20 protein-coding genes are annotated in these 22,398 nt (G+C 53.1%); 6 read left to right on the top strand and 14 right to left on the bottom strand.

Features of this window, described 5'->3' with window-relative positions:
• Window positions 1-21: 21 nt before the first annotated feature.
• The 6 genes from EOS97_RS16745 to ahpC form a co-directional block, all read right to left on the bottom strand.
• Entirely contained in the window at window positions 22-789 is a 768-nt protein-coding gene (locus EOS97_RS16745) for a dimethyl sulfoxide reductase anchor subunit family protein (protein ID WP_000417102.1), read from the bottom strand.
• A complete protein-coding gene (locus tag EOS97_RS16740; RefSeq protein WP_001250381.1) occupies window positions 789-1,346 on the bottom strand; it encodes a 4Fe-4S dicluster domain-containing protein in 558 nt (185 codons plus the stop codon). Before EOS97_RS16740 ends, EOS97_RS16745 begins: the two co-directional genes overlap by 1 nt.
• Window positions 1,343-3,622 carry a molybdopterin-dependent oxidoreductase gene (locus EOS97_RS16735; protein WP_000064310.1) on the bottom strand — a complete coding sequence of 760 codons (2,280 nt, stop codon included), beginning with the start codon at window positions 3,620-3,622 and terminating at the stop codon, window positions 1,343-1,345. The genes EOS97_RS16740 and EOS97_RS16735 overlap by 4 nt, the downstream gene beginning before the upstream one ends.
• Window positions 3,615-4,175 (bottom strand): molecular chaperone, encoded by a 561-nt coding sequence (locus EOS97_RS16730; protein WP_000377434.1) that lies wholly within the window; start codon window positions 4,173-4,175, stop codon window positions 3,615-3,617. Before EOS97_RS16730 ends, EOS97_RS16735 begins: the two co-directional genes overlap by 8 nt.
• Before the next feature lie 332 nt (window positions 4,176-4,507).
• Window positions 4,508-6,073 (bottom strand): alkyl hydroperoxide reductase subunit F, encoded by a 1,566-nt coding sequence (ahpF, locus tag EOS97_RS16725; protein ID WP_000887644.1) that lies wholly within the window; start codon window positions 6,071-6,073, stop codon window positions 4,508-4,510.
• Between the two features lie 241 nt (window positions 6,074-6,314).
• The gene (gene ahpC, locus EOS97_RS16720; protein ID WP_000052802.1) at window positions 6,315-6,878 is read right to left on the bottom strand and encodes an alkyl hydroperoxide reductase subunit C; all 564 of its coding nucleotides are present in this window, start codon (window positions 6,876-6,878) and stop codon (window positions 6,315-6,317) included.
• 440 nt (window positions 6,879-7,318) lie between these two features.
• On the opposite strand from ahpC, the gene dsbG reads away from it, so the two are divergent.
• From dsbG to EOS97_RS16695, 4 genes are all read left to right on the top strand, one after another.
• A complete protein-coding gene (gene dsbG, locus EOS97_RS16715) occupies window positions 7,319-8,065 on the top strand; it encodes a thiol:disulfide interchange protein DsbG (RefSeq protein ID WP_000597128.1) in 747 nt (248 codons plus the stop codon).
• 316 nt (window positions 8,066-8,381) lie between these two features.
• A complete protein-coding gene (locus tag EOS97_RS16705; protein WP_000002487.1) occupies window positions 8,382-9,287 on the top strand; it encodes a LysR family transcriptional regulator in 906 nt (301 codons plus the stop codon).
• A 162-nt stretch (window positions 9,288-9,449) separates the two neighbouring features.
• Window positions 9,450-10,685, top strand: a complete 1,236-nt coding sequence (locus tag EOS97_RS16700; protein ID WP_000118142.1) for a phosphoadenosine phosphosulfate reductase — start codon at window positions 9,450-9,452, stop codon at window positions 10,683-10,685.
• Window positions 10,658-11,275: a ParB/RepB/Spo0J family partition protein gene (locus tag EOS97_RS16695; protein WP_001164751.1), complete on the top strand. Its 618-nt coding sequence runs from the start codon at window positions 10,658-10,660 to the stop codon at window positions 11,273-11,275. Before EOS97_RS16700 ends, EOS97_RS16695 begins: the two co-directional genes overlap by 28 nt.
• On the opposite strand, the gene EOS97_RS16690 is transcribed toward EOS97_RS16695, so the two are convergent.
• Window positions 11,276-12,436: a pyridoxal phosphate-dependent aminotransferase gene (locus tag EOS97_RS16690; protein WP_001245597.1), complete on the bottom strand. Its 1,161-nt coding sequence runs from the start codon at window positions 12,434-12,436 to the stop codon at window positions 11,276-11,278.
• Window positions 12,437-12,562: 126 nt separating this feature from the next.
• Between EOS97_RS16690 and EOS97_RS16685 the strand changes: the two genes are divergently transcribed.
• Window positions 12,563-13,651, top strand: a complete 1,089-nt coding sequence (locus tag EOS97_RS16685; RefSeq protein ID WP_001016869.1) for an oxidoreductase — start codon at window positions 12,563-12,565, stop codon at window positions 13,649-13,651.
• 35 nt (window positions 13,652-13,686) lie between these two features.
• On the opposite strand, the gene EOS97_RS16680 is transcribed toward EOS97_RS16685, so the two are convergent.
• The 7 genes from EOS97_RS16680 to entC form a co-directional block, all read right to left on the bottom strand.
• Entirely contained in the window at window positions 13,687-13,884 is a 198-nt protein-coding gene (locus EOS97_RS16680) for a YbdD/YjiX family protein (protein ID WP_000460619.1), read from the bottom strand.
• A 63-nt stretch (window positions 13,885-13,947) separates the two neighbouring features.
• Window positions 13,948-16,053, bottom strand: coding sequence for a pyruvate/proton symporter CstA (gene cstA, locus EOS97_RS16675; RefSeq protein ID WP_001043108.1), 2,106 nt, complete (start codon window positions 16,051-16,053; stop codon window positions 13,948-13,950).
• Between the two features lie 181 nt (window positions 16,054-16,234).
• The gene (gene entH, locus EOS97_RS16670; RefSeq protein ID WP_000637966.1) at window positions 16,235-16,648 is read right to left on the bottom strand and encodes a proofreading thioesterase EntH; all 414 of its coding nucleotides are present in this window, start codon (window positions 16,646-16,648) and stop codon (window positions 16,235-16,237) included.
• Between the two features lie 2 nt (window positions 16,649-16,650).
• Window positions 16,651-17,406, bottom strand: coding sequence for a 2,3-dihydro-2,3-dihydroxybenzoate dehydrogenase EntA (gene entA, locus EOS97_RS16665; RefSeq protein ID WP_001112173.1), 756 nt, complete (start codon window positions 17,404-17,406; stop codon window positions 16,651-16,653).
• A complete protein-coding gene (locus EOS97_RS16660) occupies window positions 17,406-18,263 on the bottom strand; it encodes an isochorismatase (protein WP_001007166.1) in 858 nt (285 codons plus the stop codon). Before EOS97_RS16660 ends, entA begins: the two co-directional genes overlap by 1 nt.
• Window positions 18,264-18,276: 13 nt before the next feature.
• A complete protein-coding gene (gene entE / locus EOS97_RS16655; RefSeq protein ID WP_001222441.1) occupies window positions 18,277-19,887 on the bottom strand; it encodes a (2,3-dihydroxybenzoyl)adenylate synthase EntE in 1,611 nt (536 codons plus the stop codon).
• 9 nt (window positions 19,888-19,896) lie between these two features.
• Window positions 19,897-21,072: an isochorismate synthase EntC gene (entC, locus tag EOS97_RS16650; RefSeq protein WP_000367609.1), complete on the bottom strand. Its 1,176-nt coding sequence runs from the start codon at window positions 21,070-21,072 to the stop codon at window positions 19,897-19,899.
• A 307-nt stretch (window positions 21,073-21,379) separates the two neighbouring features.
• On the opposite strand from entC, the gene fepB reads away from it, so the two are divergent.
• Window positions 21,380-22,336 carry a Fe2+-enterobactin ABC transporter substrate-binding protein gene (fepB, locus tag EOS97_RS16645; protein ID WP_001238992.1) on the top strand — a complete coding sequence of 319 codons (957 nt, stop codon included), beginning with the start codon at window positions 21,380-21,382 and terminating at the stop codon, window positions 22,334-22,336.
• Window positions 22,337-22,398: the final 62 nt, after the last annotated feature.

Genomic DNA, 22,398 nt, shown 5'->3' with positions numbered 1-22,398 from the left:
GGGCTTTTTACTGCATCATCGTTAGTACAAATGCCCGATATTCACAATAGTACTCACCGTGTCGCCAAAAAAGACCAGCCGACTCAGAAATACGCCAACGAATAACAAGACGAACAGGAGTTTCGGGCGCGAATCACCGTGACGGCTGGCGACAAAAGCGAGCGCAAGGCAGACCAGGCTTGCCAGGTAAAACGGTGAAGCCAGCCATGAACGCGCCGTCATCTGCATTACCGTTCCCCCGCTTAACCACACCAGCGGCGCCGCGATAAGTACCGCGATACACACCACAATTCCCTGGCGTAACGCAGGAACGGCAGGCCTGAGTTTTAACAGCGGAATCGCCGCGCAACCCATGACCCATACCGTAATAAAAAATAACAGCATGGTAAATCCATTAGCGATAGCCACCATCGCTGGCGCGGCGTAGGTCATCCCCTGCACCGCCACCAGTAACACGCCGAACACGGAGGCGATAAGAGCCATCGCTTTATGTCCCTTTGCCAGGAACGTTACGCCGACCGCTGCGCCAAACAACGTGGCGCCAAGGATTTCCCGACTTAACCAGGCATGTCGCAGGTTAATCAGCGCATTATAAGCGCGATCGGGATGCGCCAGATGCAGAATCGCGGCAATAGACGCCAATGCCAGCACCAGCCCGGTGGCCAACCAATAGAAACGCTGGCCTTCCACTTCACCACGCAGCGTACGCCATGTCAGTACCAAAGCCATCCCGACAGACATCTGGCTTAATACCGTAAAAAACACCAGCGGCAGTTCATATTTTTCCATTACTTGTCCTCCGGCTGCTTAGGCTGGCGCGCCAGAATAAAGCGCGTTCCTGGATTAAGCTGTGGCATATGCGGGAACCCTGGCGGATACTGCACCGCATTATCGGGCACAGGATCGGCATCCAAATCGATAATCGACAAGGCGCCCACCGGGCAGGCGTTTACGCACGCCGGATTCATACCGATATCAAGACGCTCGTAGCACATACTGCATTTTTCCGCTTTACGCGTCTCTTCATTAAAACGCGGCGCGCCATAAGGACAGTTACGAATACAGTTTTTACAGCCGATGCAGCGCTCAGGGTTATGCACCACCACGCCATCTTCACGTTTGGTATAGGCTTCGACCGGACAGGCGGCGACGCAGGCCGGATGTTCGCAGTGGTTACAGGCCAGCGAGTAAAACGCCCGCTCTTCATGTGGATAGATGTCTTTATCCAACGGATAAACGTAGCGCCAGAAGCGATCCGGCTCCAGTTGGTTAAAGCTTTTACACGCCATAGCACAGCCGCGGCAGCCGATGCACTTATCGCTATTCACTAAAAACGCACGTCTCATGCTACGGATTCCCCTTTACCGATCAATACAACGTCAGCAAACTGACTGTGGATAGCGGCGCCCGGCGCGCCAGTTTTCATCAGCCCCATATCAGCAGGCGTATCGGCCACGACGTTTTGCACGTTGTACTGCCGTTTCGGGAACCACGCTTCATACATCACCAGAAAATCTTCCGGCACGTTGGTGGTGACTTTTGCCCGCAGCTCAACTTCACCGGTGCCATTGAAAACTTTGACCAGATCGTTCTCGCTGATGCCTTTTTTTTGTGCGGAAGAAGGATGGATATAAACGAACGGTTCCGGGTAGAACACCTGCATCCAGTCCAGGTTGATAAACTGCGAGTGCAGGCCAAACTGCACGTGCGGCGTAAACAGATGGAAAGGCAGTTTGCTCTCGGCTTCCGGTTTGTATTCCGGCAGCGCGGTGTGGCCGTTTTTCTCCGCCAGTTCAGATTTAAATTCATACTTGCCTGACGGCGTTTTGAACTTGCGGTCGTACCAGGCGGCAGAGCTTGGCAGGATCGCTTTTTTTGGCCCGTCCAGCAGATCGTCCCAGGAAGAGATGCCGAACATTTTCGCCATACCGTCGTTGAACTCCTGATCCAGCCAGCGCTTGTGATCGAACTCTTGCGGGAAGGTACAGGAACCCGGCGCCATCTTATTAATGGTGCGCGACAGCATGGTCGCGATTTCAAGGTCGCATTTTGCTTCATACATCGGCTTAATCGCCGGCTGATTAATGGAAAGCCAGTAGTGCCAGTAAGAAGCATCCACGTTCCACTCTTCAAACGCGGTGGTAACGGGCAGCACGATATCAGCGTGTTGCACCGTTTCGTTGAAGAACTGATCGGCGCAGACCACCATTTCCAGTTTTTCAAACGCTTTCTTCATCTTGCTGCGATCGAAATCCTGGGCAAACGGGTTTTTACAGGCGACCCACAGCATACGAACCGGCGGATCGTTGGCCTCCAGAATCCCCTGCGCCGTCTGGTTAATATTCAGGGAGCGATCGGAGTACTGCACGGCGTCGCTGCCAGCGGCAGCCCCGAATTCACTGGTGGTGCCCGCCGCTCCCGGTATGCCAATAGCGCCCACCGGCGGCTTCTGCAGCATGGCGTTATAGTTAAAGCCCCAGGTATGCAGATGGCCATAACGCGCGCCGCCGCCTTCGACACCGATGTTGCCGGACATAGCGACAAAGGCATCGATAGCGCGAACGTTGGCGCCGCCGTTGACATGACGCTGCATCCCGTAACCAATCCAGACCGTGGCCGGCTTAACCGCCGTAAACTCTTCCGCCAGCTGGCGAATGACATCCGCAGACAGGCCGCAGATTTCTGCCGCCCACTCCACGGTTACATGGTTACGCAGATAGGCTTCAAATTCCGGATAGCCGTGAGCATCGTTGTTAACAAAATCCTGATCCACCAGGCCTTTATCCACCAGATGACGCGCCATTCCCAGCGCCAGCGCACCGTCTGAGCCAGGCCGTACGCGCAGGTAGAGATCGGCTTTGGCAGCAGTCTGCGACAGCAGCGGGTCGATAACCACGACCTTCGCCCCTTTCTCGCGCGCCTGATAGATGTACTTCATGCTGTGCATTGAGCACCAGGCCGGGTTGGCGCCCCAGATAATGATGTATTTCGCTTTCACCATATCTTCCGGGTCGTTACACCACATGTCGCCCATGTCGTAGTTTTGCGCGTCGATACCGGCAGGCCAGCACGGCGTACCGGCAAAACGGGTGGTGTAGCCAAGCGAGGACATCATCCCTTCAACGGCATAGTTCAGCACGCCAAACTTACCGGAATATTTGGTCAGCGCCAGACCGAGCATAGAACCGTCTTTTTTCTTAATCTCCAGCATTTTGGCGGCAATGCGCTGCATCGCCTCTTCCCATGAGATGCGACGCCAGTTGCCGCTACCGCGAACGTCCTGCGCCATGGGATATTTAATACGATCGGGGCTATAAACCCGGCGCGGATAGCTTAACCCTTTGACGCAAGGGGTACCGTGAGTAAATGTTGATTCCGGCGCGCCTTCCACGAAAGTAATGACCCCGTCCTTTACCCATGTCTTGAGGCTACAGGTGTCATAGCAGTTACGCGGACACGCGTTACGATAAATTTTGTACGTTTTAGGGTTAAAGGGAACAGGCGGCTGCGCAAGCGCGCATCGGGAGGTCAGTAATCCTCCGGGTAAAGCCGCAACGGCGCCCAGTGCCACTATCCCCTTTAAAAAAGAACGTCTGTTCAGATGTCCTGTCTCATTACTCATATTGATACTCTCGTTTTAATTCATCAAGCCAATAAAATAAGATGTCCGCCACCGTATATAACGTGGTCGTTTGTGCATGAGTTTTTATTTTTTCGATATATAATGGCACCCACTTTGTTAAATAATTATTGATATATTGAGTGAGAGTAGATCGGTATTGTGACGTTTGCCGGGTATTAGCCAGTAATAGTGTGGTTAATTCCAGCACGCAGGAAATATGATCGTCAGGAATATTGCTCTCCTGATTAACCGATAATCCCAACGCTGCCATAAACTCCCGTATCTCCAGCGTCGCCTTTCCCATCACCAGCGCATCCTCTTCCAGATACACTGAAGCGAAAGGCGCAGCCAGCAGCTTGCCAGGACCGACGAATAGCGCATTAAAGTCATACTCCGCCTCCAGCCACGCCCGGTCGGTAAGGTTTACCGCAGCAGAGGGATTTAATCTCACGTAGGCAGATTTCAGTGAATGACTATCATGAGAATTAAAAAAATCACGCAATGTAAGCCCTGTTTTTTCTAATTCCGTCAGTGATTCATAGATTGAATCCATGAATAAATAACCTCACATACAAATGCAATATAAATCAAGAAAAAAGAATGGGCATGTTAACGGAAGCGCTTAATCTTTCTTTGATAAAAAAACAGAAAAATTCCAGTTAAATCTGTAGAAGACTTTTTTATTGTTTCAAAGTTTAAAAACAGAAGACCGTTGAAATAAAAAACCGTCTGTTATTAACAGACGGTTTCAGAGTATTGATAATGAAGAAGGTGTTTTACCCGGCGGCGTTCCCCAGGCATAAACACCGCAGGCCCGAATAGCTTACACTATCGGGCCGTTTACGATGGCCAGTTAACTGACCTTGCAGGTGTGCTTACTTCTTTTTATGCGATTTTGGTACGAATCAGATAATCAAAGGCGCTCAACGAGGCTTTCGCCCCTTCGCCGGTGGCGATGATAATCTGTTTATAAGGAACGGTGGTACAATCGCCTGCGGCGAAGACGCCCTTAACGCTGGTTTCACATTTGGCGTCAATAATGATCTCGCCCATGCGGTTACGCTCAAGCGCGCCTTCCAGCCAGTGGGTATTCGGCAACAGACCAATCTGCACAAAAATCCCTGCCAGCGCGACGCTATGAATATCGCCGCTGACACGGTCACGATACTCCAGCCCCACCACTTTCGAACCGTCGCCCTTCACTTCTGTCGTTTGCGCATTCAAAATGATATCGACATTTTTCAGACTACGCACTTTGTCCTGTAGCACCTGATCCGCCTTCATCTCCGGCGCAAACTCCAGCAACGTAACGTGTTCTACAATACCTGCCAGATCGATAGCCGCTTCAACGCCAGAGTTGCCGCCGCCGATGACCGCCACACGCTTCCCTTTAAATAACGGACCGTCGCAGTGCGGACAATAGGTGACGCCTTTGGTGCGATACTGATCCTCGCCCGGCACATTCATATTGCGCCATTTCGCGCCGGTGGCGATGATGATACTGCGCGCTTTCAAGACTGCGCCGGACGCCGTTTCAATCTGATGCAGGCCGCCTTCTGTCGCGGCCGGAACCAGTTTACTTGCGCTCTGGCTGTCGATAACGTCAACGTCGTAATCGCTGACATGCGCTTTCAGCGCGCCCGCCAGTTTCTGGCCTTCGGTTTTCGGCACCGAGATATAGTTTTCGATATCCACGGTATCCAGCACCTGACCGCCGAAGCGCTCGCCCATCAGACCGGTACGGATGCCTTTGCGCGCCGAGTAGACCGCCGCCGCCGCGCCCGCCGGGCCGGAGCCGACAATCAGCACGTCATACGCATCGCGTTTGTTCAGCGCTTCCGCCGCGCGTTTTTCTGCGCCAGTGTCCACTTTAGCGACAATCTCGGTCAGAGTCATACGTCCCTGGCCGAACTCTTTACCGTTGACAAACACCGCCGGAACGCCCATCACGTTACGTTCGGTGATTTCGTTCTGGAAGGTGCCGCCATCAATTGCCGTATGTTTAATACGCGGGTTCAGCACCGCCATCAGGTTCAGCGCCTGCACTACGTCCGGGCAGTTATGACAGGAGAGTGAATAATAAGTTTCGAATTCAAAATCGCCGTCAATATCGCGAATCTGCTCCAGCAGCGACTGCGCTTCTTTTGATGGATGACCGCCGGTCCACAGCAGCGCCAAAACCAGCGAGGTAAATTCGTGGCCCAGCGGAGAACCGGCAAAGCGCGGCCCCTGCTGAGAACCTGGATTCGTAATCAGGAAAGACGGCTTGCGCACCGGCAGAGTATTGTCCTCTTTAAACGTGACTTTGTCGGACAGCTCGGCGATTTCAGCCAGCAGTTCCTTGATTTCCGCCGATTTAGCGCTGTCATCCAGCGTGGCAATCAGCTCAACAGGTTTGGTCAGTTTCTCAAGGTAAGCCCTGAGCTGGGTTTTCATATTTGTGTCGAGCATTCTTCTTCCCTCTCTGAAAACATCATCATGCAAGCCGACTTCGCGGGACTGCATTAATGCAACTTGCGTCATGGTGCTGAAATGAAATGGGCGCGGGTGCGCCCATGACTGAAACAATTTCCAAGGTATTTCACGTCAGAGTAAGGCGGCTAGCCTGAGAATCCCCGGGAGCTTACTGAAGTAAGTGACCGGGGTGAGCAGGCGACGCCAACGCAGCTATGGCGTGAAAGACGACGGAAATTTAGATTTTACCGACCAGGTCTAAAGATGGAGCCAGAGTCGCTTCACCTTCTTTCCATTTCGCCGGGCATACTTCGCCTGGGTGAGCGGCAACGTACTGTGCTGCTTTAATTTTACGCAGCAGGTCAGACGCGTCACGGCCGATACCTTCAGCGGTAACTTCGATCGCCTGGATGATACCCTGCGGGTCAACAACAAAGGTCGCACGGTCTGCCAGACCTTCATCTTCACGCATGTTGTCGAAGTTACGGGTCAGGGCGCCAGTCGGGTCGCCGATCATCGCATATTTGATTTTTGCGATAGTTTCAGAGCTGCTGTGCCATGCTTTGTGCGTGAAGTGAGTATCGGTTGAGACGGAATAAACGTCTACGCCCAGCTTCTGCAGTTCTTCGTAATGGTCGGCAACGTCACCCAGTTCAGTCGGGCAAACAAAGGTAAAATCGGCCGGGTAGAAGAAGAAGACGCTCCAGCGGCCTTCGGTATCTTTCTCGGTGACTTCAATGAATTCACCGTTTTTGAACGCCTGGTTTTTGAAAGGTTTGATTTTGGTGTTAATTAAGGACATCTATACTTCCTCCGTGTTTTCGTTGAGGAGTAAGTTAACGAAATTTTGCTGATTCGGCTAATGCGTTTCCATTATCAAATCAATAAGCGTTAACTAACAACCCGATTCGGGCGACATTGTGAACACTGCGCCCTGTCAGCCATCTAAAGTAAAAAGGCCGCCTGACAGGCGGCCCCATTACCTGAACTACCCGTAGGTAACTTCAGAGCCAGTACGACTCGTCTTGCAAATTACAGACGTATTGTCTGCAACTCGAAATCCATAGCGTATATGCTGGCTAAGTGTTGCGCTCTACATTACCTTAACAAAGGCTGTAACAGCGAAAAGGATTACATCACCCCAGCATAGAAAGGGCAATCCCGGCACGCCAGCTCTTACCTATGTCTGTGATAGGCATCATCATTAATACTCTTTTCGCTTTGATCTTAAAAGGAAAAAATATGATTAAACGTACATTGCTGCTTGCTATGCTGCCCATTCTCGCCCACGCGGAAGAACTGCCTGCGCCAGTTAAAGCCATTGAAAAACAGGGCATAACTATCCTGAAATCCTTCGAGGCGCCGGGGGGCATGAAGGGCTATCTCGGAAAGTATCAGGATATGGGCGTCACGATTTACCTGACGCCGGACGGTAAACACGCGATTTCCGGCTATATGTATAATGAAAAAGGCGAAAATCTTAGCAACGCCCTGATAGAAAAAGAGATCTATGCACCGGCCGGACGTGAAATGTGGCAGAAAATGGAAAAAGCGTCATGGATACTCGACGGTAAAAAAGACGCGCCGGTGGTGCTGTATGTCTTCGCCGACCCTTTCTGCCCCTATTGTAAGCAGTTTTGGCAGCAAGCTCGCCCGTGGGTCGAATCCGGCAAGGTACAATTACGTACGTTACTGGTCGGCGTGATTAAACCGGAAAGCCCGGCCACAGCCGCAGCGATTTTAGCCGCGAAAGACCCGGCGAAAACCTGGTATGACTATGAAGCCTCCGCAGGAAAGATGAAGCTGGAGGTTCCGGCGTCCATCCCCCCGGCGCAGATGAAAGTCATTAATCAGAATCAGCAGTTAATGGACGATCTTGGCGCTAACGCGACGCCAGCAATTTATTACATGAATAAAGATAAGATTTTGCAACAGGTTGTGGGTTTACCGGAAAAAGCGCAACTGGACGCCATGATGGGGCAGCCTTAACGCAGAAATTAGCAAGGCAGAAGCTTAACCGTACCCCGCCCGATAGCGCTGCGTTTGTCGGGCCAACCTCCTCCCGGCATTAACGCGACGCCAGACCAGCATGTCATCCGGCACAGCCTTTTTAGACTAACGGCGTGATTATAAAAGTGTACGTTATGTCCGCCTTTACTGTGATTATTTACTCGCTAAAATATTCATAACTGTGGTATTTTAGTTTAAATAAACTCTACATTAAGTTTAATAAACATAACTCTGGTAAATTATTGAGATTAAGTCATAATCATGAAAGATACCATGATGATGCCGGGAAGATACTATGGCTAACCTTTACGACCTGAAAAAATTTGATCTTAACTTGTTGGTTATATTTGAATGTATCTATCAACATTTAAGCATTAGCAAAGCAGCAGAAACACTCTATATTACACCTTCTGCCGTAAGCCAGTCATTGCAACGCCTGCGCACGCAATTCAACGACCCTCTATTTATTCGTTCAGGTAAAGGAATTACGCCTACCGTAACAGGCATTAATTTACATTATCATTTAGAAAATAACCTTAACAGCCTGGAACAAACTATTAATATAATGAATCAGTCCAGCCTGAAGAAAAAGTTTATTATCTACAGCCCACAATTGTTGATAACGAAACAATTACTGGAACTGATGAAATATCTGCGTAAAGACCCACAGATTGAAATTGAACATCACGACATTTTGGGAACGGAAGAATCTCCTGAAGATCTTCTCGCCTACCGTAAAGCAGATATTGTCCTCTCGATGTCGCCGATCAGTAATCGCTCCATTGTTTGTACGCACTTTTATAGGGTGGAATGCGTTCTGGTTTGCAGTGAAAACCATCCCCGATTGCGAGAGAGCGTAAGCGTTGAAGAACTGCTGAAAGAAACTTTTACTCATCTCATCGCCGCCGATGATGCCGCAGTAAAAGAGCATCAGACTTTCCTTAATCATGTATTAGCAGAAAGAACTATAGGCTTTAAAAGTAAGTCGCTTATCACTATTGCCAATGCGATTAGCGTGACAGATCTTATTGGTTTTTTACCTAAGATTATTGTGGATTATTATCAACCCACGGTTAAGCTTAGACAAATTTCCACACCTTTTTCTGTTCCTGCTAACCCCCTCTATCTTATGTATAATAGAGCTTCGCTGAATAATAGCGGATTTGCTGAGCTCATTGAGCACATCACAAAAAAGTATTAATAAGAAGGCCCAAGAGGGAGGTAATATAAATTCAATGTATATGTCTACATAATGTATTTATTTAGCAAATATAATAAAGCATTGCAAGTTCATCTAATCCGCTTATCCTTTATGTTAATTATTCGAATATACTCTAGTTAACACATCGGAGACTATCCAGAGATGTCGGTTTATAAAGTTCCGCTTGAGCAAAATGTTCTGGAAGCGGCTCAAGAGCGTATAATGTGGACCCTGGAAACCTTACCCCGGGTCTGCGTCTCATTTTCTGGTGGTAAAGATTCAGGACTTATGCTGCACCTGACGGCAACGTTGGCGCGCAAAATGAATAAAAAGATCCATGTTCTCTTCATTGACTGGGAAGCGCAATTCTCCTGTACCATCGCCTATATTGAATCATTACGTGAATATTACGCGGACGTTATTGAGCGTTTTTATTGGGTCGCATTACCCTTAACCACACAAAATTCCCTTTCACAATACCAGCCGGAGTGGCAGTGTTGGCAGCCGGGTACCGACTGGGTACGACAACCGCCAGAAGATGCGATTACCGATCCGGCCTTTTTTTCCTTTTATCAACAAGGCATGACCTTTGAACAGTTCGTTCGCGATTTTGCCGACTGGTTTTCAGAAAAACGTCCTGCCGCTATGCTGGTCGGTATTCGTTCCGACGAATCCTATAACCGATTTGCCGCTATCGCTAATTCGCATAAGCTGCGCTTTGCCGACGATAAGCCCTGGACCACGTTAGCCCCTAAGGGGCACACCTGGTATATCTATCCCATCTATGACTGGAAAACCGCAGATATCTGGACCTGGTTCGCCAAAACAGGTAAACCCTGTAACCCTTTATATAATTTGATGTATCAGGCTGGCGTACCACCCCGCTACATGCGTATTTGCGAACCGTTCGGTCCGGAACAACGACAGGGGTTATGGCTGTATCATGTTATCGAACCTGAGCGCTGGGCGGCCATGTGCGCCAGAGTCAGCGGCGCACTCAGCGGAGGAATATACGCCGGACAAGACAGCCATTTTTACGGCCACCGGAAAATTTTAAAACCCGATCACCTTAACTGGGAAGAGTACGCGCTGCTCCTGCTACACAGTATGCCTGAAGTCACTGCCGAACATTACCGTAATAAAATCGCCGTTTATTTGCAGTGGTATAAGAAAAAAGGCATGAACACTATTCCACAGACGCAGCATGGCGATATCGGATCGCGCGATATTCCGTCGTGGCGACGGATCTGCAAGGTATTACTGAACAATGATTACTGGTGCCGGGCGCTGTCATTCAGTCCGACAAAACCTAAGAATTACCAGCGTTATAACGAACGTATGAAAGCTAAACGCCAGGAATGGGGGATCTTATGCAACACCGACTCACAGCCGAAATAACTCACTTTCTCTCTGAACTGCCTGAAGAGGAGAGGATCGCCGCCATTAATGAATTTAGAATGGCGATACATAGCGTTAGTCCTTTTCGCGATGAGCCTGTCGATTGTGTCCTGTGGGTGAAAAACGATCATATTTCGCCTAATGACTACAACCCGAATAACGTTGCGCCGCCGGAGAAAAAACTGCTGCTTAAATCGATTGAACAAGATGGGTTTACTCAGCCGATCGTGGTGGTAAAGGCCGATGCCGAGGAGTACGAGATTGTGGACGGTTTTCACCGTCATGAGCTGGGCAAAGGAAAAGCGGCCCTGAAAAGGCGTCTGAAAGGCTACCTGCCGATAACGTGTCTGGACAGAGAACGTCACGAACGCATGGCGGCAACCATTCGGCATAACCGCGCGCGCGGGCGTCACCAGATCCACGCCATGTCAGAAATCGTGCGCGAACTTTCTCTGCTAGGCTGGGACGAGAGCAAAATCGGCCAGGAGTTAGGTATGGACGCCGATGAAGTCCTGCGCCTGAAACAGATCAACGGCCTGCAGGAGCTTTTTGCAGACCGTCGATTCTCCAGAGCGTGGACGGTTAAATAACTACAGTTTACACAGGCGCTCTGCGGCGGCCAGCAGCGTTGATTCCTGTTTAGCGAAACATAAACGTATAAGCTGATGCGGGAAAGGGGCGGCGCAAAAGACAGAAAGCGGAATAGCGGCGACACCGACTTCTTCGGTTAGCCACTGACAAAACTCAACGTCATTTAGCGTCGACACTGCGCTGTAATCGATTAACAGAAAATAGGTACCTTCACAGGGCAGCACTTTTAATCGACTTTGCGCCAGCGCGTTAACCAGCACATCGCGTTTTTTCCGGTAAAAATCGGGTAACGCGCGATAGTGTTCCGGCGCGGCGCGCAGCATATCCGCCAGCGCCAGTTGCGCCGGCGTATTGACGCAAAACGTCAGGTACTGATGAACTTTGCGTATTTCGGCGCTAATGGCCGCAGGCGCAACGCAGTAACCAATCTTCCATCCCGTCATATGAAAGGTTTTACCAAACGATGAAACGGCAACCGCCCGCTCTCGTAACTGAGGGTGCGCCAATACGCTGGCATGACCTTCGACGGCAAAACAAATATGTTCGTACACTTCATCGCTTAATACATAAATTTCCCGCTCGCCGATAGCCTGCCACAGCGCCTCGATATCCGCCTGACGCCAGACGGTAGCGGTGGGATTATGCGGCGTATTGAGGATCACCAGCCGCGTGCGCTCGCTAAGCAACGCCGAAAACGCCTGCCAGTCGACGCGAAAATGCGGCGGCGTAAGCGCTATGCGTTTTAACACGCCGCCGGAAAGCGCCACGGCCGGGGCATAGCTGTCGTAACTGGGATCGAAACAGATAACTTCATCCCCTGCCCGCACCAGCGCGGTAATCGCCGCGTACAACGCTTCTGTCGCGCCCGCTGTGACGGTGATATCACTTACGTCATCGGGTCGATAACCATATATTTCCGCCGTTTTATCGGCTATGGCCTCCCTCAGCGCCTGCGCGCCCGTCATCGGCGCATATTGATTCGCGCCCTGCGCGACATGATAAGCCAACCGCTCGTGCAAATAACGAGGACCATCAAAATCAGGGAAGCCTTGCGATAAATTTATTGCCTGATGTTTCTGCGCCAGCGCGCTCATTTGCGTAAAAATCGTGGTGCCAAGATTGGGCAATTTGCTTTTTGGAATCAGTGGGTTATTTCTCATTATCTTCATACCCGCCAGTGATGTGGTTATTGACACACTATCACAGGGTGTTAGTATTTGGCAATCAAGACGTTTAGATGTCTAAATATAATAACAGCGGTGAGAAGACCCTAAGGACAACACAACATGAACCACACTGAAATCCGCGTCGTTACCGGCCCGGCGAATTATTTTTCCCATGCCGGAAGCCTCGGAAGACTGACAGACTTTTTCACGCCGGAACAGCTTTCCCACGCCGTTTGGGTGTACGGCGAACGCGCGATTGCCGCTGCCCGGCCTTACCTGCCGGAAGCGTTTGAACGTGCTGGCGCAAAACATCTGCAGTTTACCGGCCATTGTAGCGAACGCCATGTTGCCCAACTGGCGCACGCCTGCAACGACGATCGTCAGGTGGTGATAGGCGTCGGCGGCGGCGCGCTGCTCGATACCGCCAAAGCGCTCGCCCGCCGTCTGGCGCTGCCGTTTGTCGCTATCCCGACCATCGCAGCGACCTGCGCCGCCTGGACACCGCTTTCCGTCTGGTATAACGACGCGGGACAGGCGTTACAGTTCGAAATTTTTGATGATGCCAATTTTCTGGTGCTGGTCGAACCGCGCATTATTCTGCAGGCGCCCGATGACTATCTGTTAGCTGGCATTGGCGATACGCTGGCGAAATGGTATGAAGCCGTTGTGCTTGCGCCGCAGCCTGAAACGTTGCCATTGACCGTAAGACTGGGCATTAACAGCGCGTGCGCTATTCGCGATCTCCTGCTGGACAGCAGCGAACAAGCATTAGCGGATAAACAGCAGCGTCGGCTGACCCAGGCATTTTGCGACGTGGTGGATGCGATTATCGCTGGCGGCGGTATGGTCGGCGGCCTTGGGGAACGCTATACCCGTGTCGCCGCCGCCCATGCGGTACACAACGGTCTGACCGTCCTGCCGCAAACGGAAAAATTCCTGCACGGAACGAAAGTGGCTTATGGCATTCTGGTGCAAAGCGCGCTACTGGGACAAGATGACGTGCTGGCGCAATTGATTGCAGCGTACCGGCGATTTCATCTGCCGGCCCGGCTTAGCGAACTGGACGTGGATATTAATAACACCGCCGAGATCGATAGGGTAATCGCGCATACCCTGCGCCCGGTCGAATCCATCCACTATTTACCGGTGACGTTAACGCCAGACACCCTGCGTGCGGCGTTTGAAAAAGTTGAATTTTTCAGAATATAGCCTGGTGACGTTGCGTTTATCAGGCCTGGCAACCATCAGCAGCAACGCGCGCCGCCTTTTCCACCATAGCGCGCATCCTGCCGCTCGCGGAAAAATTCTTCATAGGTCATCGGCGTCTGATCCGGATGCGTTATGCGCATATGTTCCACATAGTTGTCGTAGTCTGGCACGCCAATCATCATTTTTGCGGCCTGTCCCAGATATTTTCCGGCTTTCGAAAGCGTATCGAACATCGTTGTCACCTGTCATCCAAATGCCCTCTCCTTATTCTGGAGAGGGCTATTGATGTAAAAAGATTAGTGCGCGCCTTTCGCCTGCGTCACGATCTCATCCACATTTTCCGGCATCGGCTCATACGGCGTTTCATTCGCCGTCGGTTTATCAATCTTCAGAGCGGCCAGCGCCGTCTTAATAGAGAAGACCGCCAGCACCACGACCACCACCATAAAGAAGATGGTTAGCCCGGCATCCAGACGGTTATTGAATACCAACTGCGCGAGCTGCGATTCGGTGTACTGCGGCGGAATATTGCCGCTGTCGATCATCGCCTGGAACTTATTGGCAATGGCCAGGAAGCCGATTTTCGCATCCGGACTAAACGCTTTCTGCCAGCCCGCCGTCAGCGTACAAATCAGCAGCCAGGCCGTCGGCACCAGCGCGACCCACGCATAACGCTGACGCTTCATTTTGAACAGTACCACGGCGCAAAGCATCAGCGCCATCCCCGCCAGCATCTGGTTAGCGATGCCAAACAGCGGCCACAGGGTGTTAATACCGCCCAACGGATCGACCACGCCCTGATGGAGGAAATACCCCCACGCCAGCACGCACAATGCCGTAGCAAGCAGGTTCGCTGGCAGCGAATCGGTACGTTTCAGCCCTGGCGACACTACGCCCAACAAATCCTGCAACATAAAGCGCGCCGCACGGGTACCCGCATCCACCGCCGTCAGAATAAACAGCGCTTCAAACAGAATGGCGAAGTGATACCAGAACGCCACATCCATCATGCCGCCCAACGCGCCATGTAAAATGTAGGCCATCCCTACCGCCAACGTTGGCGCACCGCCTGCGCGGGAGATAATAGATTGTTCGCCGACTTCATTGGCAATCTGGTGTAACGTATCCGGCGTGATAGCGAAACCCCAACTACTGACCACCTGCGCGGCAGAAGCCACGACATCCGCTGTCCCCGCTGGCGCCAGTACCGCCATCGGGCTATTCATCGCAAAGTAAACGCCCGGATCGATAATACAGGCGGAGACCAGCGCCATAATGGCGACGAAAGATTCCATTAACATCCCGCCGTAGCCGATAAAGCAGGCCTGGCCTTCGTTGGCCAACATCTTCGGCGTCGTGCCGGAGGAGATGAGCGCATGGAAACCGGAGACCGCGCCGCAGGCAATGGTAATAAACAGGAACGGGAACAGGTCGCCCGTCCAGACCGGTCCGGTACCATCAACAAATTTGGTCAGCGCCGGCATAGTCAGCGTCGGACGCATGATCAGAATCCCGACCGCCAGACCGACAATCGTACCAATTTTCAGGAAGGTAGAGAGGTAATCACGCGGCGCGAGCAGCAGCCAGACCGGCAGTACCGCCGCGACAAAACCATACCCCACCAGCATCCAGGTAAGCTGCACGCCAGTAAAATCAAAGTACGGCGCCCAGGTTGGGCTTGCCGCCACCCATCCGCCGGAAATAATAGCGAAAATAAGGAATACCAGCCCAATGACCGACACCTCGCCGATGCGCCCCGGACGCAAATAACGCAAGTAGATGCCCATAAAAATCGCCAGTGGAATGGTGAACGCGACAGTGTACGTTCCCCACGGGCTATGGGTCAGCGCTTTCACCACGATCATCGCCAGGACGGCCAGAATGATCACCATGATCATAAAGCAGGCTACCAGCGCGATCACCCCTGCCGTCGCGCCCATCTCCTCTTTAACCAGCTCGCCAAGCGAACGCCCATCGCGCCGGGTCGAGACGAACAGCACCATAAAGTCCTGCACCGCTCCCGCCAGCACGACGCCCGCCAACAGCCAGATCATCCCCGGCAGATAGCCCATCTGCGCCGCCAGTACCGGCCCGACCAGCGGACCTGCGCCAGCAATGGCAGCAAAATGGTGACCGAACAGCACTTTCTTATCGGTCGGGACATAATCCAGCCCATCATTATGACGTACCGCGGGCGTCATACGCGTTGGGTCAACCGCCAGCACTTTTTTGGCGATATAGAGCCCATAAAAACGATACGCAATAAGATAGACACAGACCGACGCCACCACGATCCATAGCGCGTTGATCTGTTCCCCACGATTTAACGCAATATAGCCCAGGGCAAACGCACCCAATACTGAGAGCGCTGTCCAGACGAGGTATTTCCCTGATTTATTCATAGTTGTTGTCCGTTTGGGTGTTCCAGAGAGATGTTACATTTTGTTTCTATAACACCTTTACCGTAATTAACAACACAACAACATGATAAAACCGTATCGTTACCCATTTTTTACATTACAGTGTTAACCAGATCACTTCCTTTCTTCGTTAATGCTGCAATTGCATTTTACTTTGCCAGAACTATCCCATTACCGCCGTTCCCAGGCGACAGGTGCAGCAGCGCCTCCCCTGCTCGTCAAAGAGCGTAATTTCCCAGCTTTGATTCTGCCGCCCCAGATGCAGCGGCAGGCAAACGCCACGTACTTTCCCCTGCGAGACGGCGCGGTGGTGAGTGGCGTTTAACTCGGTCCCGACCACGCACTGCCCGTCGCGGGTCATCAGATAACCCGCCATTGATCCCAACGTCTCCGCCAGCGCTGCCGATGCGCCGCCGTGTAGCAGACCAAACGGTTGATGAGTGCGGGCATCGACGGGCATTTCCGCCTCCAGCACGTCATCGCCCAGACGGGTGTAAACAATGCCCAGATGCGCCACCAGAGTGTTCTGACTGGTAGCGTTCAATTCATCCAGAGTTAAATGCCGTTTCCAGATCATCGTCAGGCTCCCAATGTTGAACCGCCGTCCACCACGATATCCTGCAAGGTAATGTGGCTGGCCAGATCGGAGGCAAGAAACAAAATGGTATTGGCTATCTCCTGCGGACGGGCGATTTTACCGAGCGGTATGCCGAGCTTAAACTGTTCGCCGAAACCGCGAATACGCTGCTGTTCGGCATCTTCACTCACCCATAACGTGCGCTGCATATCGGTGTCGGTCGAACCAGGCGACACCACATTACAGCGCACCCCGCAGCCCGCCAGCTCCAGCCCTACGGTTAGCGCCAGGTTTTTCAGCGCCGCTTTAGAGGCGCCGTAGGCGCTCATACCGATACGTGGCGTATGCGCCGCATCTGAGGCTACGGTGACAATCGCCCCTCCCTGCTGACGGCGAAACTGCGCCATCGTCTGCGAAAACAGGTTAAATGCCCCGCCCACATTGACCGCAAATGTCTGCTGCCAGTCGTCGACGCTAAGCGCATCGGTCGCTCCCATACGCAAAATACCGGCGGCGTTGACCAGCACATCCAGCCGCGGCGTTTTTTGCAACACACGCTGGCACACCTGCGCAACCTGTACGGCATCCGCCACATCCATGACTTCGGTAGCAAAGGGATAATTCTCTTGCGTAAATTCGCGATCGAAGCCGATCACCCGCGCCCCGGCGTCAACAAACGCCAGCGCCGTCGCGTAACCGATCCCTTTCCCCGCCCCGGTCACCCATACCGTTTTGTCTGAAAAATCAATACAGGGCATTACTCTACCCCGCGAGAAAGCAGCGCCCACCAGGCGTCAATGGTCGGGTTTTTCGCCAGCATCACGAAGTCGATATCGCCGTGTACTTTACGCCAGCGCGCCGCCAGCCCCATCATGCGTACTGAATCCAGGCCATAATCAATCAGGTTTTCATCGTCCAGCGGCTCGTCGGTCTCATCCAGCAACGGCAGAATCAACGCCCGCAGCGCCGCTTTACTGGCAGGAACCGGCGTCGGCAGCAGCGACTCGGTCATGACGACGCGACCGGAACGCCCCGCCACATAGTTCAGCGCCATGAGATGCTCTTCCCGGCTGAAATCCGCCAGCGCATCCGCCACCATAAACGGCTTAATGTCGCGCATAAACGCATCGGTAGCGGTGGTCATACAGCCAATATGCGCATACACGCCGGTAATGATGAGCTGATTACGTCCGGTATCTTTTAACATCTGTTCCAGCGGCGAGCGGTGAAACGCGCTATAACGCCACTTCACCAGCACCGTATCCGCCTCATCCGGCGTTAAGGCTTCTACCACCTTCTGCTGTTCCGGAGAGCGCGTCAGTCCCGGCCCCCACATATCATTGAGTAACGCGCGATCTTCATCGCTTTGCTCTTTCGGCTGAGCGGTGTAATAGACCGGGATATGATGTTCCTTACAGTACTGGCGCAGAGCGGCGATATTGGCAATTACCTGGTCCATCATTGGGCAGTTGCGGCCCCAAAAGCTGACAAAGTAATCCTGCATATCGTGGATGAGCAGCGCAGCGCGCTCCGGCTCAAATGCCCAGTTCACTTTGTTGGTCGGGATATCCAGTGCGGTGGGCAGCGCGTAAGACTGTAGTTTCGGGATTGCCATCTCTCTTTCTCCTTCAGAGCGGTGAACGTGACGCCAACCGCTGGCGTAATTGTTTTTTATCGACTTTACCAACCGGCGTCAGCGGCAGTGACGCAACGCACTCCACGCGATCCGGTAATTTAAATTCCGCCACGCCCTGCTCTCGCAGGAAACGGCGTACCTGTACCGCTCGCAGCGGCTCTTTTACCACCAGATATGCGCAACTTTTTTCTCCCAGCAGCTCATCCTCCATGCTGACCAGCGCCGCATGGATCACCGCCGGGTGGCGCAGTAACAGGTTTTCTATCTCTTCGGCGGCTATCTTCTCGCCGCCCCGATTGATCTGATCTTTTTCACGCCCGTGAACGGTGATGTAGCCGTCTTGATCAATGGAGATCAGATCGCCGGAGCAGTAAAAACCGTTGGCGTCAAAGGCGCTGGCATTGTGTTGCGGACTGTTGAAATAGCCGCGAAAAGTATAGGGGCCGCGCGTCATCAGACGACCAATCTCACCCGGCGGCAGTGGATTCCCGTCAGCATCCGCCACCCACACTTCGTCGTCCGGACACATGGGTCTTCCCTGGGTATTGATAATCCGTTCCGGACTATCGTCCAGCCGGGTATAGTTCACTAACCCTTCCGCCATGCCGAAGACCTGCTGCAACTGACAGCCAATTTCAGCCGGAATACGGGCGGCCAGCGTCGCAGAAAGCCGCGCGCCGCCGACCTGCAATAACCTTAATGACGCCAGCGGCGCATTGCCGCCCCACTCCTGGATAGCCTGTAGCCATAGACTGACCGCGGGAGGCACCAGCGCCGTGGCATTAATCTGGTGTTTTTCGATCAGCGGGAAACAGAGCGTGGCGCTGGGATCGGTCGTCAGCACTACCGTTCCTTTGGCAAGAAAGACGCCCAGCGCGCCCGGCGAACTCATGGCGTAGTTATGCGCGGCGGGAATCGCGCACAGAAAACGCGTCTCCTCGTTGAAACCGCAAATCTCATTGCTGCGACGCACGCTGTAGTAATAGTCGTTATGGGTACGGGGAATAAGCTTTGGCGTGCCGGTAGTACCGCCGGAAAGCTGAAAGTAGGCCACTTCGTCAGCAGGTGATGGCGTGGCGGTGAAATCTTCCGCCGCCTGCCGCATCGCCGCGTCCAGGCTGTGATCGCCGTCGTCGTTGCGCAATAACACCACCCGCACAGAGCGGTGTTCAGCCACAAACGTGTTGAGAAAGTCCTCCCCGGCGAACAGCATATGTTGGCGATCGGCAATCACCAGCGTCGGCGCGATCTGCATCGCATAGGCGTTAAGTTCGGTACGTTGATGGCTAAACAGCGCCAGAACGGGCGCTACGCCAAGCTTCAACAGGGCGAAAAAGGTGATATACAGTTCCGGTACATTCCCAAGTTGCACCAGAGCGGTTTCGCCAGGTTTGATGCCCTGACGGCGTAAACTGCAGGCCAGATTATCCGCGGCCTGGTTGAGCTGGCGATAGCTGAATGCGCGCTCGCCTTCAATGACCGCTGCCTTGTCGCTGTCAGCGTGGCGGGTCAGAATATCGGTCAACGGCACGTCTTGCCAGTAGCCTTTTTCACGATAACGGCGGGCAAATTCATCCGGCCAACGGGTGAAAGGTATACGCATCATCGTTCCTTAATGCAGTCCAAAAACGTTCAACATCGTAGAGAGTTTGACGCCAGTTTCCCGCCACTCGCCGACTGGCGAAGAGGCAGGGACAATCCCGGCGCCGGCGAACAGGCGCACCTGATTACCGTGCAATTTCGCGCAACGAATCGTTACTACCCACTCGCCGTTTCCTTCGGCGTCGCACCAGCCGACAATGCCGCCAAACAGTTCACGATCGAACGGTTCCAGTTCAGCAATCAGCTTTTTCGCGACCTGATGGGGGAAACCGCTTAACGCAGGCGTTGGATGCAGCAGACAGGCCAGCGTCAGCGCGTTTTCTCCGGCGTTGGCCTTGCCCTCAAACGGCGTACCGAGATGCCATAGCGTCGGCGTGGTGATCAACTGCGGAGAGGAAGGTAATTGCAGTTCCGTGCTGCGATCGCGCAGGATCTGCTTCATCGCCTGCGTCACCAGCTCATGTTCATGGCGATCTTTTTGTGAAGCCAGCAGTCGGTTTCCCGCCTCGCGATCCAGAACGTCATCCGGCTGTCGGCGTGCCGAGCCTGCTAACGGCAGCGAACTAAACCGCTCGCCCTCTTTGCGTAGCAGCAATTCGGGGCTGGCGCCCAGCAGAACGCCGCCATCCGCCAGTGGCACATGGAAGTTGTAACTAACTGGATTCTGCGCAACCAGCCGCTCCAGCAATGCTCCGCTATCCACCGCCACATCAGTGGTGATATCTATCAGCCGGGAAAGCACCACTTTATCGACGTCTGGCGTGGCGGTCAGCATAGCCGCGCGTGCGACCATCGCTTCAAAAGCATCCTGCTCCGGAATCGCCTTTCGCGCCGTCACCGTCAGCGGCTGATGGTCAGTAAAATAACGCGCCGTGCGCTGCTTTTGCTGGCGGGAAAAGGACTGCCACGCCATCGGGATAAATAGCGACGACGGCTGACGGGTATCAAAGGGGATCGCCCCCACCAGGATAGGGTTGGCGATGCCCTGCGATTTGGCCTCGGCAAACTGCTGGCGCAATTTCTGCTGGAAAGGGCTATCCGGCGAATCGCCGGCAACCGCAGGCTCGGTATAACGGGCGAAGCACCCGGAAGTGGTAAAACTGCGATACGGCGACATGAAGAAAAAGCGATCGGGAGCAAGCGTTGCCATTGTCTCCTGAGCGTCCCCGGCCAGTGACATATCCATATCATCCTCCAATGATAAAGGCTTATATACACTTCATCTTTCAAGCTGCCTCTTTGTTGGCTGCGCTCAGAAACCCCGGTCACACAGTTATCTATGCCCGCGGGGATTCTTCCCTTGCCGTCGCGATGCTTCTTGAATGATTTTGTGTATAATAATGATTATTATTTCTATTTTTAGTGCGCTAACCTAAGAGTAAAACGTCGCTCTGTCAACTCTGGTCATGACTTAAATGGCACTAAGGCTTGCATCTCGCTGCCGCTGACATGAAAATGAGAAGCATTAACTTTATTAATAACAGGACGCTATTGTGAGACTCCCCGCCTTTTATCGTTGGCTGCTTTTAGTGGTTGGTTTATCAATTTCAGGAATATCCTTAGCCCAGGACGCCGGTTGGCCCCGGCAAATTCAGGACAGCCGCGGCGTTCATACTCTGGACCACAAACCCGCGCGTATCGTCTCTACCAGCGTGACGTTGACAGGCTCGCTGCTGGCGATTGATGCGCCCGTCGTCGCCAGCGGAGCCACTACGCCGAATAACCGCTTTGCCGACGATCAAGGGTTTATGCGCCAGTGGAGCGACGTAGCAAAGGCTCGCCATGTCGCCCGGCTGTACATCGGCGAACCGAATGCCGAAACGGTCGCCGCGCAAATGCCGGATCTCATTTTGATTAGCGCCACCGGCGGCGACTCCGCGCTGGCGCTTTACGATCAGCTCTCCGCTATCGCGCCGACGCTCGTCATCAATTATGACGATAAAAGCTGGCAGAGTTTGCTCACGCAGCTTGGCGAGATCACCGGTCAGGAGAAACAGGCCGCCGCGCGAATAGCGGAATTTGAGGCACAACTGACGACGGTTAAACAGCGAATCGCCCTGCCGCCGCAGCCGGTTAGCGCGCTGGTGTATACCCCTGCCGCGCATAGCGCCAATCTGTGGACGCCAGAATCAGCACAAGGCAAGCTATTGACGCAGTTAGGCTTTACGCTGGCGACATTGCCCCGAGGGCTGCAAACCAGCAAAAGCCAGGGTAAGCGCCACGATATTATTCAGCTTGGCGGTGAAAATCTGGCCGCCGGGTTAAACGGCGAATCTCTTTTCCTGTTTGCCGGCGACAACAAAGATGTCGCGGCCCTTTACGCCAATCCGCTGCTGGCGCACCTGCCAGCGGTGCAAAATAAGCGCGTCTATGCCCTGGGTACGGAGACGTTCCGTCTGGATTATTACAGCGCAACATTGTTGCTTAACCGGCTGGCCGCCCTGTTTTAGCCTTATCAGAGTCTTATCCGACTGACCAGACAGATTTTGTCAGTCGGATAAACGCCCCTTCA

Source organism: Salmonella sp. SSDFZ54 (assembly GCF_004010735.1).
Classification (GTDB): domain Bacteria; phylum Pseudomonadota; class Gammaproteobacteria; order Enterobacterales; family Enterobacteriaceae; genus Salmonella; species Salmonella enterica.
The sequence above is the reverse complement of the archived record's forward strand: the minus strand, read 5'-3'. Positions and strand labels throughout refer to the sequence as shown.